Source organism: uncultured Friedmanniella sp. (assembly GCF_964244005.1).
Classification (GTDB): domain Bacteria; phylum Actinomycetota; class Actinomycetes; order Propionibacteriales; family Propionibacteriaceae; genus Microlunatus.
The window spans coordinates 1-13,893 of record NZ_CAXTHG010000007.1; the positions used below are offsets into that span (position 1 = coordinate 1).

A 13,893-nucleotide genomic window follows, 5' to 3' on the forward strand; every position below is an offset into this window, starting at 1 on the left:
ACGCCGAGCCAGAGCCGCCACCACCACCCCACCCCGTTCGACACCAGTCACCTAGACGCGGGTGGGACTCTGCCCGCGCTTAAGCTCCGCCTGCACGCCAACGACAGAGCCAGGACGACGGTCCAAGTCGACTGGAGGCCAGACCTAGATGATGTAGCGCTCTTACGTGCGGCGCTGCTGTTTGCCGAGCAGCCCAGCCTTTCGCTTAGAGCCGATGATGAGCCGACCCTGCATGCGTTTTGTGGCGCCCAGCCTTTGAGGTTCGCCGCTGTACCGCAGACCCTTCAACCCCTCGCCTCGCTACTCCACGACACAGCAAACGAGGCACTTGAATATGGGTTGAGCCCAGCCCTACTTACGCGCTGGGCGGAAGCCTGGACCACGGCGTCCCAGGCCCTGCAGGCTGCCGGCAATGAGTCCGACGCGCAAGCGCTGGCGCTCGCGGGCGCTGTCCGGGCCGGACAGTGTGTCGCTCTTACTGGCTTTGCCCCGATGAAAGCAGAGTGGCTCGGTCAGCAGCTCGAAGCTCTCTGGAAACTACTCGACCGGGCCGAAGACGGCAGAGACACTGAACCCGGGGATGCAGCTGCTGCTGCTGCCGCCGTGGCCCGTACCACTGCAGCGCACCACCCTGCCCATATTCGGCTGCGCAACCAGGACAACGTCCTGCTGCCGACCGCTGAGGGGCGGATTTGGAGCCTCTACGGCTCCCGCCGCAGCCTCGACGAGAGCGGGGCCGCCTCCGACTCGTTGCACTCGGTCATCACCCAATTGCTCACCTTGCAGCCCGAAGCAGCCGGCCACCTGCGCTGCCTCGCCTGGGGACCCGGCGCCGCCGACCTGCTCGCCGCCGAAGCGGTTGAGTTGATCGGCACCAAGATCGGCAGCGCCGTCGTCGAACGCGTCGAAATCTTTTGCGTCGGGGACCAACCTGTGGATAAGCCGTCCCGGCCCACCCTGGACCGAGCCGACCGCAAACTCCGAGGTGAGCAGGACGCGCTGCAGCTTCGCTACATGCCCGACCTGGCCGGCGCCCGACGAGTGCTCGCCCCAGCCCACGACACGCCTGCGGTCCACCTGGCGCTCGTCACCGGCCTCACCGAAGGTGGCCGCCGACTCCAGGTTGACGCCCCCGAGGTCGAGCTGCCGCGCTTAGACGCGGAAGTCCTGTTCGCCCCCCGTGTCTGGCAGCGCCCCGGAAAGGAGCGGCGGACCCTGCTCATGCCGCCGGCTGCCAGCGCGACCGGCCGGTCCTGGCTACAGCTACAGAACGCCGTCTCCGACTCCTGGCCCGAGCCGGACGGCCCCCTCGAGGTCCCGGAAGTGCGCACCGGCACCCTCAACATCCGCGACCAGCTCGTCGAAATCCACGAACTGGCCCTCTGGGTAGCCACCCTCGACCGCTACGCCACGCGCGATAGCCTCGAGCAGGCGCTCGGCCGCGATCAAGTCGCGATCCTTCATCAGGAACGTCGCCTCGGCGGAGACAGCCCCCTCGCCCTGGTTCTCAGCCAGAAGTCTGGAGGACCCGCCGACCGGGCAATCGGACGGAGCCTCCGCATCGCCGGCATCGTCGACAATCCTGACGTCGCGCTCGAACTCGGCACCGACCTCCGCAAAGTCGCCAGTCAGGGATACGGAATCCTCGCGCTCCAGGCGGCGACGAGCGGGGCCGGCATCAACGAACTCGTCGGTCACGTCGTCGCGTTCAGCATGCTCGCCACCACTGCGACCCCCTGGCCGCTGCCGCCTGGCTGCCGGGTGCTGCTGGTTAGTCTCGACGAATACCGACACTGGTTCAGCGGTAAGCGCGCTGACCTCCTCGCCATCGCCCTCGACCCTGCCGAACGAGGCGTCCACGTCGCGGTCATCGAAGTCAAGGCCCGGCGCTCTGACGAGACCGACGCCAAAGCCGGTGCTCTCGACCAGCTCGTCCAGACGATCGCCGCCACCCGCTGGGCGGCGTACCCCGACAGCAGCATCCAGAGCAGGCTGTGGCTTAACCGTATCGCTGAAGCCGCCTACTCCGTGGCGCGGGAGTCGAAGTTCCGGCTCGACGCGGCGGAGCTCGACGCGCTCGAGAGTTTCCGCCTCGGCGACGGCTCGTTGGAGTGGGCCGGTGTGGGACTGGTGTTCCGGCCCAACGCCAAGTCCGACGACGCCACCCACCAGCAGTCCGTAGCCGGGGACATCGTTCCTGTCGTCCTGCGCAGCGTCACCCTCACCGAGGAGCTGCTTCGCACCGCCACCAGTACAGACCTGACCCAGCTGCGGACCGTGGAGTCTGAGCGGGCGCCGTTCCAAAGCACCCGCGTCCACCGACGGCCCGAAATCGGAAGAGGCGCAGCTATTGCGCCGGCCGGCCCGGAGGCGTCTACCGCACCACAGGCGGCCGAGCACGGAACAAAAGTCCAGCATCTCGACCCGGAAGCCGGCGAAGACACCGAGTCGCTTGTGGAAGCGGCGCCGGAACCGACCCGGGAGAGCAGCAGCGCCGGCACCCGGATCGGCGACGACAGCGACAGTCCACCAGAAGACCATGAGCCCGGCGGCGGGGAGGACCACCAGGCCCCCGACGGCCCAGAAACCTCTACAACGACCGGCGAGCAGGCGGCGAGCCCGACCTCGGCAGGCTTCCGGGCCCCGGTCCTCGGATGGGACGCCGACACAGGCGACGCTGTCAGCTGGCACCCGGCAGGGCCGCCCAGCCCAAACCTGCTGCAGAACGGCCACGTCGAAATCTGGGGCTCCTCCGGTATGGGGAAGACCCAGTTCGTCATGAGCCTTCTCGCCCAACTGACCCACCACAGCGGCAGCAAGGTCGGCATCCTCGACTTCAAGAACGACTACAGCGGCGACACAGGCTTCCCCGACTTCGCCGACGCAGAGTTCCTCGACCTCTGGGACGGGGGAGCGCCCTACAATCCGCTGGCGCTGCCCAGCGACAGCAAACGCGACATCGACGCCGCCGTCATCGAGATCCGAGACACCGTCGAGGAAGCTACCCGGGCCTTTACCCGGATGGGCGTCCGGCAGAAGAGCAAGCTCAAGACTGCGCTAGAAAACGCCTACCGCATCGGCCGCCAAGAGCACAGATGGCCCACCCTGAAGACCCTCGGCGGGCAACTCGACGACGACCTCGCCGGAGTGATCGGCGACCTCACCGAATACGACCTGTTCGGGTCCGGAGAGCCGCTCGGCAGCGTCATCGACCGCAACGTCGTCTTCGGCCTTTCGCGCATCCCGGGCAACGGCCAGACCACCGTCTTCGCCGCCGGCTTCATCCTCTCCTCGCTGCTGCTCACCGTCCAGAACCTCCCCCCCGTGCCCAACACCATCCGGTACGTGGCCGTCGTCGACGAAGCTCACCGCGTCGCCGCGTTCAAAGCCATCGGAACCATGATCCGCGAGGGCCGGTCCAAAGGACTCTCCGTCGTCCTTGCCACTCAGCAGCCCCTGGACCTGCCCGACATCGTTGCTGCCAACGCCCAGACCAAGATCTGTTTCGGCCTCCCCGACGGCCCAGCCGCCACCATGGCCGCCCGGAAGCTCGACCCCCACAACGCGCGCCTCCCCGAACAGATCCGCACCCTCGGCGTCGGCGAGGCCTACGTCAGCCTCCGCGGCGGGACCCCGCAGCTGGTGCGGATGGCCCAAGCGCACCGCGACGCACCCGCCCTCGGCTTGCCGGCCCTCCGCCACCCCCAGTGACCCCGGCCGGCCGGCGTCAGGACGGCCGGCCCGCCACCAGCCGGCGGACCCCCGCCGATCAAGGCGAGTCTTGGGCGAGCAGCCCGGCCGTCCGGGCGCTGATGCAGCGGCAGCAGACTCGCGACACCTCTGCCGAGCTTGCCGTTCGGCGGCTACTGCACGTCTAGGGGCTGCGGTACGGCATCGACGCTGCCCCCTGAAAGGGCTGCGTCGCCGAGCCGACCTAGTGTTCGGCCCCGCCAAGGTCGCCGTCTTCATCGACGGCTGCTTCTGGCACGGCTGCCCCGATCACGGCTGCCCCGATCCACCACCGCCAACCGCGGGCTAGTGGAGCGACAAGATCTCGAGGAACAAGGCGCGCGACGCCGGCACCGATGCCGCCCTGGCGGCAGCCGGCTGGTCGGTGGTCCGGGTCTGGGACACGAAGATCCGGCCGCAGTTGCGCACGCCGTCTGCTTCGAGGTCGCAGCGCGGCGCCCGCGGAAGACAGGTCAGGACGGCCGGACCCCCCACCTGTGAACCTCCTCCGGTGCCGTGTGCCAGCGACCACTGGCTGGGCTGCGATGGAAGCGGCCGACGAGGCCGTACTCCTCGCTGACCACTCGGACAGCAGAAGCCGGGGCGTACTCAAGAGCGCGATACCAGCCGGTCTCCAAGCCGCCGCGGAACAGCAGAACAGGCTCCGAGTCGCCGACCAAGCGGGGCCGCTGCGTCGGCGCAGGCGGCTCGAACGGGTGAAGCCAGGTCAGCTTCGGCGGCTGCTCCTCCGACGGTGCCAGGACGTGCTTTCCGAACTCCTCAAGGTGCAGCCCCCAGGGGCCGACCGGCTCACCTTCCTTCTTGAGCTCATAAGCCGTTTCCACCGTTTGGTCCATCCAGGCGGAGGGCAGGTGGTCTGCGCCTGTCTGCGCGCGCCACGCCATGTACCGGGGGACGGCGCCGTCACCGAGCCACACGTGCCGGACCAAGGCCAGCGGCAGCACGTCGTCGGGCGACCCCTCGTCCAGCCAGCGTGCTAGGCCTTGGGCGGGGAATGTCCACCCCAGCTGGTAACGCAGCACGTGGTCCAGCGCCGTCCAGTAGGCCAAGGCACTCGCGAATGTCTGGTCCCAGCGGTCCCCGGCTCGGACCCACGGACACGGCGGCAGGGCCACGTCGGCCCGTCGGTCGGCTAGAAGGCGTATCACGGCAGGCAGCGCTTTGCCCCAGTTCTCGGTCGTCGATCCGGTCCATGCTCGACGGAGGCGGGGGAAAGAACTTGGTGAGGGCATGTGGTCATCCTGCCTCGCAGAGGCCGGCTGCCGAGGCACCACGACCTTCGCCTCTTGCCAAGGCATTTGGCTCGGCGAAGCCGCCGGGTCCCGGCGACTCCTGACTAGGCGACACAAGGAGGCCCAGGTGTCAGTAGCTGATCGCCCGAAACAGCCGCGGATCGCCGCGGCGCGAGATACCGTTCTCGCTGCCGGTCCGGGTACACGGGAGGGTGCTGCGCGGCGGCCGACGAGGGGTGAATCGAGTGAGGCAGACGCCAGAGCATCGCCGCAGGCGAGAGCAGTTCAACAGCGACGCTCTGCTGGTCGCCCTGGGCTCTCTGCGCTGAGTGAAGGTTGACTCATTCACCGTGACGCCGGGCGGTTCCAGCAACGGTGCCGACCAGGTCCGGGCAATGCTGCACCTGCCACGGCTTCCAGTAATTTCTGAGAGAAACTTCGACGGCCGTACTGCTCGGCAATTACGGATGATTAGAATGGTATTGAGGCAATTAAAATCCCAGCCCTGAGGCAAGGTGACGAAGTTACGTGTGAGTCTCCTGGCGTGGTGGGGTTTCGGGGTTCGGTGAGTTGCTGCAGTTGAGGGCGCCATCGGCGGGATTCTCGGTGTGTACCGGCAAGTTCTTACCAGGAGGTTCCCGCCAATGGTGTTGTCCCAGTCTGTCGCATCCGAGCTGTTAGAGGCCTTCCGGGCCGGGGAGGGTGTGGACCTGATCCGCGAATCGGTGCGGTTGGTCATGCAGGACCTGATCGAGGTCGACGCGGCCGAGCAGATCGGCGCCGGCCGCTACGAGCGCACCGAGACCCCCACCACCCAGCGCAACGGGTCGAGGTCGAAGCTGATCTCCACCCAGGCCGGGGATGTGGAACTGGCGATCCCGAAGCTGCGGCAGGGGTCGTTCTTCCCCGTCATCCTCGAGCGGCGGCGGCGGATCGACCAGGCCCTGTATGCGGTGGTGATGGAGGCGTGGGTCGACGGCGTCTCGAACCGGGCGGTCGACGATCTGGTCGCTGCCCTCGGGATCGGCTCGGGCATCTCCAAGTCGGAGGTGTCGCGGATCTGCGCCGGCCTGGACGAGCAGGTCGAGGCGTTCCGGTCCCGTCCGCTGCACCACACGACGTTTCCGTACGTGTTCGTGGACGCCACCTATCTGCATGTCCGCCGCACCGGTCAGGTCACCACCATGGCGGTGGTGGTCGCGACCGGCGTCACCGCCAACGGCGGCCGAGAGATCCTCGGTGTCGACATCGGCGACTCCGAGGACGAGGTGTTCTGGCGCGGGTTCCTCCGCACCCTGCGCGAACGCGGCCTGTCCGGGGTCCGGCTGGTCATCTCCGACCAGCACCGCTGGTCTGGTCGCCGCCCCTCGCCCGGCAGCTGCAGGGGTGGTCCACCAACGGTGCCGGGTCCACTTCGCCCGCAACCTCCTCGCCCTGGTGCCGAAGTCTCACAAGGACACGGTCGCTGCGGTGTTTCGGACCGCGTTCGCCCAACCCGACGCTGCCGCCGTCGCCCAGGCCTGGGACCAGGTCCGTGACCAGCTCGCCGGCACCTTCCCCAAGATCGGGCCGCTGATGGATGACGCGAAAGCCGAAGTGCTGGCGTTCACCGCCTTTCCCCGCAGCCACTGGGTCAAGGTCTGGTCGACCAACCCGATCGAACGGCTCAACCGCGAGATCAAACGCCGAGCCCGCGTCGTCGGCATCTTTCCCAACGACGCCTCCGTCATCCGCCTGGTCGGTGCGGTGTTGAACGACGCCCACGACGAATGGCAGGTCTCCGACCGCCGCTACCTCTCCGAGACCTCCATGGCCAAGCTCAACCCAGCCAGCGATACTGGTGCTGTCGCCGCAATCGGAGCCGGCGACTGACATCGAGAACACCCGAAAGCCCACCACCGGGCGGGACTCAATCCGCGTTAGTCACTCAGTGGGCCATCTGAGCTGTTCTAGCAGTGCCAAAATTCATGGGTCAAGTGCCCTTTGACTAGGTAGGGTGATGCGTGGAGCCAAGGGGACTCGAACCCCTAACCCCCTGCTTGCAAAGCAGGTGCGCTACCAATTGCGCCATGGCCCCGCGGTCGTCGACCAGCCCACGATGCTACGTCATCGGGCGCCCCAACGTCCCACGGTAGCCTCAGGTTCCAGCCTGTCAGGCACCTCACAGAACCGGCTTCCCCTGGCCAGGAGTCGTACCCTAGACGCCATGTGGTCGCAGCGGGAGGTCATCGATTATGCGCTGCAGCGACGCTCCACGCTGGAGAAGCTGCGCCGCAACGGACGCAAGATGGCGCGTCTGGACGCGTGTGACGCCGACCCGATGCTGATCCGGGCGGCCAAGTACCACGGTGAGGTGACGACCAACGCGTGCCCGGTCTGCCAGGCGCCGGCGCTGACCACGCTGAGCTACGTGTTCGGTGAGCAGCTCGGTCAGTACTCCGGCCGAATCAAGCGGACGGCTGAGCTGGAGGAGATGGCTCACGAGTACGGCGAGTTCAAGGTCGTCGTGGTCGAGGTGTGCCAGACCTGCAAGTGGAACCACATGATCTTGTCCTACTTGCTCGGCGACGGGGTGCGGCGCAAGCCCCCGCGCCGGCAGCAGACGGTTGAGGACATCTATGGCTGACCCCTCTTGGGGGCCGGTAGCAAAGCGACCTGAGGCGAAGGCGCCGCGGAAACGCGGTCGCGCCGCCAAGCGGATCTTTGCTGCGCTCGCAATCCTGATCGCGCTCGGCCTGGTCAGCGTGACTGCGGTCGTCGCGGTCGGCTACACCACCACCGACCTGCCCAACCCGAACGCCGACTTCGAGACCGCCACCACCTTTGTCTACTACGGCGACGGCAAGTCCGAGCTCGGCAGCTTTGCCATCCAGAACCGGCAGCCGCTGGAGTTCAAGGAGATGCCGCAGACGATCAAGGACGCGGTCGTGGCGGCGGAGAACCGTTCGTTCTGGACCGACCGCGGCATCTCGATCCGTGGCATGGCCCGCGCCGCCTTCACGATCGCCCGCGGCGGCAGCCTGCAGGGCGGCTCGACCATCACCCAGCAGTACATCAAGATCAAGTACCTGTACTCCCAGCAGACGGCCACGCGAAAGTTCAAGGAGCTCTTCCTCGCGTACAAGATCAACAAGCAGCTGTCCAAGGAGCAGATCCTCGAGGGCTACCTCAACACGATCTACTTCGGGCACGGCGCGTACGGGGTTCAGGCGGCGAGCAGGGCCTACTTCGACGAGGACGCCAAGGACCTCTCGGTCGCCCAAGCCGCCGTGCTGGCCAGCGTGATCAACAACCCGACCTATTTCGACCCGTCCGACAAAGAGGGCAAGCAGCACCTGCTGGACCGTTACCGCTACGTGGTCGGCTCGATGGCCGAGACCGGGGCGATCACGCCGGCGAAGGCCGCCAAGGACTCGGCCAAGCTCCCGAAGTTCCCCGACGTCGCGACCAATGAGCGTTACGGCGGCCCTAAGGGATTCCTGCTGAAGATGGTCGAGAGCGAGCTGGCCCAGAAAGGCTTCAGCTCCGACCAGATCAGCGGCGGCGGGCTCAAGATCACGACCACGTTCGACAAGGACGCGCAGAACGCCGCCGTCGAGGCCGCTCAGGACTACACCAACCAGGCGGCGACCGCGGCGGACAAGAAGGCCAAGAACCTGCACGCCGCGATCGCCTCCGTCGAGGTCGGCACCGGCGAGGTGCTCGCCCTCTACGGCGGTCCCGACTACGTCAAGAACTCGCGGAACTGGGCCACCACCGCCCGCCCGACCGCCTCCACGTTCAAGGCGTACGCGTTGGCTGCCGGCCTGGATGACGGCTACAGCCTGCGTTCCACCTTCCACGGCAGCAGTTTCTACCTGCCCGGTGACCCGAAGGTCGTCCGCAACGAGTACTCGCAGAGCTACGGCTACCAGACCAGCCTGCTCAACGCGACCACCTACTCGATCAACACCGCCTTCGTCGATCTCGTGACCAGCATGGAGGACGGCAAGGCGAAGGTGGAGAAGGTCGCCGAGGATGCCGGCGCCCCCGAGACCCGCGGCTGGGACGCCGCCCCGCGCAACATCCCGATCGGCACCCCCGAGGTCAGCCCGCTCGACCAGGCCAACGCGTACGCCACCTTCGCCAACGACGGCGTGTCGGTCGCCGACCACGTGGTCAAGGAGGTGCAGGACGCGGACGGCAAGGTTCTCTACAAGGCAGACCCCAAGGAGAAGCGGGCAGTCAGCGAGGACGTCGCCGCCGACGTCACGTTCGCCCTCTCCAACGTGGTCGAGAACGGCACCGGTACCACCGTCCAGACCCTCAACCGGCCGGTCGCCGGCAAGACCGGGACCAACGGCGTGGACGACGGCAAGGGCGGAAACGTCGTCAACTCATCTTGGTTCGTCGGCTACACCAAGCAGATCTCCACCGCGGTGATGTACGTGGCGGGCAACAGCGGCTCGGCCAGCCTCGACGACTATCGCCGCCCCGGCGACAGCACCTTCTTCGGCGGCACCTACCCGGCGCTGACGTGGGAGGAGTACATGAAGACCGCCACCGAGGGCCAGGCGGTCAAGGAGTTCCCCGAGCCTGCCTACGTCAACGCCGACAGCGCGCCGCAGCCCTCGCCGACCTACCAGGCGCCATCGCCGACAGAGCAGCAGTCCGCCAGTACCGCACCGTCGCAGACGCCCAGCCAGACGCCGAGCTCGTCCGCTTCGGCCAGCTCGATCCCGCCCAAGCCCAGCTCGTCGAGCACGCCAAAGCCCAGCTCGAGCTCCAGCGGGCGTTAGCTGAGCGGGCTTGGAGGGAGCGCAACCTCTTCGAGGCCTTCGACAGGCTCAGGGCGCGTAGGTGCGCCTAGTCTGTCCGGGTGCAGCGGACGTCGCCCCCGGTCAGCGACCCGTTCGTCGTCGAGCTGGGCCGTCGCTTCGGCGGACCGGCCGGTCGGCACGCGACGGGCGGACGTTGGTGGAACCCCACCCGGGTAGCGCTACTGGTCGGCACGCTCGTCTACCTCGCTGGGCTCGTGTTCCGGCTGCCGTGCCGGATCACCACCGCCGGCCAGTCGATCGACCAGTACAAGAACATGTGCTACTCCGACATCGGGCTGCTCTACTCGGGCCGCGGACTGCTGCAGGGCAACGTGCCCTACCTCGACTCCGGCAGCTATCCGGTGCTGGAGTATCCCGTCCTCACCGGCGCGTTCCTCGAGCTGGAGCGGCGGATCACGGTGCTGCTGGGTGCGCCGTCCGGTACCGGCCTGACCGACCAGCAGGCGGTCGACGCCACGCTACGGTTCGTCGACGTGAACGCCGTCCTGCTCGGGGCGCTGCTGCTGGTGACGATCTGGGCGCAGGTGCGGTCGGTCCCGGGCCGCCCGTGGGACGGGCTGATGCTCGCCGCGTCGCCCTGCGTCGCCACCGCCGCGCTCGTCAACTGGGACCTGCTGCCTGTGGCGCTGACCGCCACCGCGCTGCTGGCCTGGTCGCGGCGTCGGCCCGGCCTCAGCGGACTGCTGCTCGGCCTGGGCATGGCGGCCAAGCTCTATCCCGGTCTGCTGCTGGGGCCGCTGCTGCTGCTCTGCCTGCGCGGCCGCCGGACTGGTGACCTGCTCACCGCGATCTTCGCGTTCGTGATCGGCTGGGCGGTGGTCAACCTGCCGGTGCTGATCTTGGCGCCGCAGGCCTGGCTGAGCTTCTGGCAGTTCAACTCCGAACGTACCGGCGACTTCGGCTCGCTCTGGTACGTCCTCTCCCTCGCCGGCCACCCCGTCGCCAACCTCAACCTGGTCAGCGGCGGGCTGTTCGCGCTCGGCTGCCTGGCCATCGGACTACTCATCGTGCTCGCGCCGGTCCGGCCGCGGCTCGGCTCGGTGGCCTTCCTGGTGGTGGCCGCCTTCCTGATGACCAACAAGGTCTACTCCCCGCAGTACGTGCTCTGGCTGCTGCCCCTGCTCGTCCTCGCCCGTCCCCGATGGCGCGACTGGGTGATCTTCACGGTCGGCGAGCTGCTCTACTTCGGCGCCATCTGGTGGCACCTCGGCGGTCTGCTGGCCCCCGGTGACGGCTCGCCGGACCGGCTCTACTGGCTCGCCGTCCTGGTCCGGCTCGGTACTCAGGGCTGGGTGGTCGCCGTCGTCGTCCGCGACATCCTGCGGCCCGCGCACGACCCCATCCGGGCCGGTGGGCTGGACGACCCGACCGGCGGCGTGCTCGACGGAGCGACTGACGCCGCCTGGGTGCGACGGCTGCGGGCTGCGGTCGTGGGCGGCGTCGGATGAGCGCGGCGCTGCAGCTGCGACCTGACCCGGCGCCGAGCCGGATGCGCCTGGCCCGGCTCGCGCCGCCGTCGACCCTGGACGGGGCCAGCGGCCGTACGGTCGTCCAGGCCTGGCTCGCCAGCCGCGGGCTGATCGCCCTGGTCGCGCTGGTGCTGGCGCTGCGCGAGGGACGCCGGGTGACCGACATGGTCAGCAACTGGGACGTCCAGCACTTCACCCTGCTCGCCCAGGGCGGCTACTTCGCCGAACCGGACAACATCTTGATGGCCTTCTTCCCCGGCCTGCCTGCGCTGCTCGCGGCCGGCCTGGCGGTGGGCGTCCCGGTCGCGGTCGGCGGCGTCGTGCTCTCGCTGATCTGCTCCGGGATGGCCGCGGCGGCGCTGGCCCGGCTCGGCGGTCCGTGGGCGGCGGCGCTCTGGCTGTTCGCGCCGACGGCGGTCTTCACGACCGTCCCGTACACCGAGTCGCTCTTCTGCGCTGCGGCCTTCTGGGCCTGGGAACGGGCGCGGGCCGACCGATGGGGGACCGCCGCGCTGCTGGCGACGGTTGCCTGCACGGTCCGGGTGTCCGGGCTCTTTCTGGTGGGCGCGCTCGGGGTGATGATCCTGACCGCGGGCGGGCTCAGCCTCGTCGACCGGATACGGCGGGCGGCGTGGCTGCTGCTGCCGGCGGCGGCGATCCTCGCCTTCGCCACCTACCTGCACGCGCTGACCGGCAGCTGGACCGCCTGGTACACCGCGCAGTCGACCGGCTGGGTACGCCAGCTGACCACGCCCTGGCAGTCGTTCCTGAACACGATTCCCGCCATCGTGCCCGGCGCGTACGCCGACCATCCGTGGTGGGCGGCGGTGTTCCGCGGCGAGGTGGTCTCGATGGCCGTGGGGCTCCTCGTCACCGTGTGGTGCCTGACCCGGCGGCTGTGGGCCGAGGCCGCCTGGGTGGGCGTGCAGGTGGTGGCGTTCTCGCTGTCGTACTGGTTCTTCTCGGTCAACCGGGCGACCCTGTTGTGGTTTCCGCTGTGGATCATGCTGGCCCGTTGGGGGGTCCGGCGACCCGCCGGCGTCGGGCCGGGACTGGTCCACCGGGCGCTCGTGGTGGCCGGGGTCGGGCTCGGTGTGGTCGGGATGATCTGGTGGAGCTGGCTCTTCTTCACCGGTCACTGGGCGAGCTAGCAGGCTCCCTACACTTGCTCGGTGCAACGGATGTGGATCGACGCTGACGGCCTGGTCAACCTACGAGACGTCGGCGGGATCCCGACCACCGACGGGCAGGCGATCGCCGCCGGCCGGCTGCTGCGCTCGGACAACCTGCAGTCCCTGACCGAGGCTGACGTGGCCACCCTGCTCGGCCGCGGGCTGAGCGACGTCGTCGACTTGCGCAGCGACTACGAGGCCGAGATGGAGGGCCCGACCGCGCTGACCGGGCACCCGGAGGTGTCGATCCACCAGCTCTCGCTGTTCCGCGAGTGGCGCGAGGGGGTCGGCGAGGCCAAGCCCGAACCCGAGGAGGACCGGCCTGAGGCGCTGCCCAAGGAAGCGCTGCCCTGGGTCGACCTCGAGCCGAGCGTCGAGCTGGGGAACGACGTGGCCTCGCACTACCTCTCGTACCTGGTCGACCGGCCCGACTCGGTGATCACGGCCCTCCGGGTGATCGCTGACGCGCCGGGCGCGACGCTGGTGCACTGCGCGGCCGGCAAGGACCGGACCGGCACCATTGTCGCCCTTGCGCTGACCCTGGCCGGGGCCGACCGCGCGGCCGTGATCGCGGACTACGCCGCCAGCTCGGAGCGGATGCAGGCCATCGTCGACCGGCTGATGACCTCGGCGACGTACGCCGACAACCTGCGCGACCGGCCCCTGTCGTCGCACCTGGTGTACGCCGAGACCATGCAGTTCCTGCTCGACCACCTCGACGACCAGTTCGGCGGGGTCGAAGCCTTTCTCATCCCGCACGGCTGGACCGCTGAGGACACCGCTCGGCTCCGGAGGAAACTGCTGGACTGACTCCGAAGACTCAGATCCTTTTCTGCTCGACGCTGGTGCAGATACCAAGGTATCTCGGGCGACAACTCGTTGCGAAGCTCCCCGAAACCTCTAGCATCTCGCGCTCGTTCCTGAAGTAGTGGTATCCATCGGAGGGAGTAACACCGTACCGGCGCCCAGCCTGCTCGATCAAAGCGGCTCCCTTGTCTGGGTCCGGGTTCGCAACTCTGCTCGTTGGGAATTGTGGTCGATGATCGCCTGGTAGGTAGAGATGTCCTGGCGGATGAACGCGTCTACTACACACCGCGGCTCGGTTTCCCGTGTCGGGGTTGAACGCGTTGACCTGGTCGCCGACCTGGATGTCCTCAATTGGATTGCTCGTGCCGTCGGCGAGGAGGACGGGGGCCGGCGACTGAGGGCGGTGCCGAGGGCCTCAAGTCCGCCGGTGGTCAGCGCGATGGCGCGGCCGGGTCGATCTCGAGCCGAGCGTCGAGCCGGGTAACGACGTCGCCTCGCACGACCTGGCGTACCTGATCGACCGGCCGAACTCGGTGGTCAGGGCCCTTCGGGTCATCGCTGACGCGCCGGCGTAACCCTGGTGCACTGCGCCGCCGGTAAGGACCGGACCAGAACAGTCGTCGCCCTGGGCCTCACACTGGCC

At 68.4% G+C, this 13,893-nt stretch carries 9 protein-coding genes, 1 tRNA gene and 2 pseudogenes; 9 read left to right on the top strand and 3 right to left on the bottom strand.

From position 1 onward, the window contains the following. The first annotated feature begins 492 nt into the window (after window positions 1-492). Together ACFE76_RS05900 and ACFE76_RS05905 are read left to right on the top strand one after the other, a co-directional pair. Window positions 493-3,711, top strand: coding sequence for a helicase HerA-like domain-containing protein (locus ACFE76_RS05900; RefSeq protein ID WP_375430825.1), 3,219 nt, complete (start codon window positions 493-495; stop codon window positions 3,709-3,711). 70 nt (window positions 3,712-3,781) lie between these two features. Continuing rightward, window positions 3,782-4,039: a hypothetical protein gene (locus tag ACFE76_RS05905; RefSeq protein WP_375430826.1), complete on the top strand. Its 258-nt coding sequence runs from the start codon at window positions 3,782-3,784 to the stop codon at window positions 4,037-4,039. Here the strand turns inward: ACFE76_RS05905 and ACFE76_RS05910 are convergent. After that, window positions 4,036-4,224 (bottom strand): hypothetical protein, encoded by a 189-nt coding sequence (locus ACFE76_RS05910; protein ID WP_375430827.1) that lies wholly within the window; start codon window positions 4,222-4,224, stop codon window positions 4,036-4,038. The genes ACFE76_RS05905 and ACFE76_RS05910 overlap by 4 nt on opposite strands. Then, a complete protein-coding gene (locus ACFE76_RS05915; RefSeq protein ID WP_375430828.1) occupies window positions 4,203-4,799 on the bottom strand; it encodes a hypothetical protein in 597 nt (198 codons plus the stop codon). The genes ACFE76_RS05910 and ACFE76_RS05915 overlap by 22 nt, the downstream gene beginning before the upstream one ends. Before the next feature lie 827 nt (window positions 4,800-5,626). Here ACFE76_RS05915 and ACFE76_RS05920 point away from each other — a divergent pair. Next, a pseudogene (locus ACFE76_RS05920) lies at window positions 5,627-6,854 on the top strand (IS256 family transposase). 132 nt (window positions 6,855-6,986) lie between these two features. On the opposite strand, the gene ACFE76_RS05925 reads toward ACFE76_RS05920, so the two are convergent. After that, window positions 6,987-7,059, bottom strand: a tRNA-Ala gene (locus ACFE76_RS05925). A gap of 129 nt (window positions 7,060-7,188) precedes the next feature. Here ACFE76_RS05925 and ACFE76_RS05930 point away from each other — a divergent pair. The 6 genes and pseudogenes from ACFE76_RS05930 to ACFE76_RS05955 form a co-directional block, all read left to right on the top strand. Further along, window positions 7,189-7,608 (top strand): DUF5318 family protein, encoded by a 420-nt coding sequence (locus tag ACFE76_RS05930; protein WP_375430829.1) that lies wholly within the window; start codon window positions 7,189-7,191, stop codon window positions 7,606-7,608. Continuing rightward, on the top strand, window positions 7,601-9,760 hold the full coding sequence (locus ACFE76_RS05935) for a transglycosylase domain-containing protein (protein WP_375430830.1): 2,160 nt from the start codon (window positions 7,601-7,603) through the stop codon (window positions 9,758-9,760). Before ACFE76_RS05930 ends, ACFE76_RS05935 begins: the two co-directional genes overlap by 8 nt. An 80-nt stretch (window positions 9,761-9,840) precedes the next feature. Beyond that, the gene (locus tag ACFE76_RS05940) at window positions 9,841-11,250 is read left to right on the top strand and encodes a glycosyltransferase family 87 protein (RefSeq protein WP_375430831.1); all 1,410 of its coding nucleotides are present in this window, start codon (window positions 9,841-9,843) and stop codon (window positions 11,248-11,250) included. Window positions 11,251-11,291: 41 nt separating this feature from the next. Next, window positions 11,292-12,422, top strand: coding sequence for a hypothetical protein (locus ACFE76_RS05945; RefSeq protein ID WP_375430959.1), 1,131 nt, complete (start codon window positions 11,292-11,294; stop codon window positions 12,420-12,422). 30 nt (window positions 12,423-12,452) lie between these two features. Then, a complete protein-coding gene (locus tag ACFE76_RS05950; RefSeq protein WP_375430960.1) occupies window positions 12,453-13,253 on the top strand; it encodes a tyrosine-protein phosphatase in 801 nt (266 codons plus the stop codon). A 577-nt stretch (window positions 13,254-13,830) separates the two neighbouring features. After that, window positions 13,831-13,890, top strand: a pseudogene (locus tag ACFE76_RS05955) (hypothetical protein); the annotation flags it as partial. Window positions 13,891-13,893: the final 3 nt, after the last annotated feature.

Bases quoted from the DNA above. Each gene is read 5' to 3' on its own strand.
- ACFE76_RS05900 (WP_375430825.1), top strand. From the start codon at position 493: ATGAAAGCAGAGTGGCTCGGTCAGCAGCTCGAAGCTCTCTGGAAACTA.
- ACFE76_RS05930 (WP_375430829.1), top strand. From the start codon at position 7,189: ATGTGGTCGCAGCGGGAGGTCATCGATTATGCGCTGCAGCGACGCTCC.
- ACFE76_RS05935 (WP_375430830.1), top strand. From the start codon at position 7,601: ATGGCTGACCCCTCTTGGGGGCCGGTAGCAAAGCGACCTGAGGCGAAG.
- ACFE76_RS05945 (WP_375430959.1), top strand. From the start codon at position 11,292: ATGCGCCTGGCCCGGCTCGCGCCGCCGTCGACCCTGGACGGGGCCAGC.
- ACFE76_RS05950 (WP_375430960.1), top strand. From the start codon at position 12,453: ATGTGGATCGACGCTGACGGCCTGGTCAACCTACGAGACGTCGGCGGG.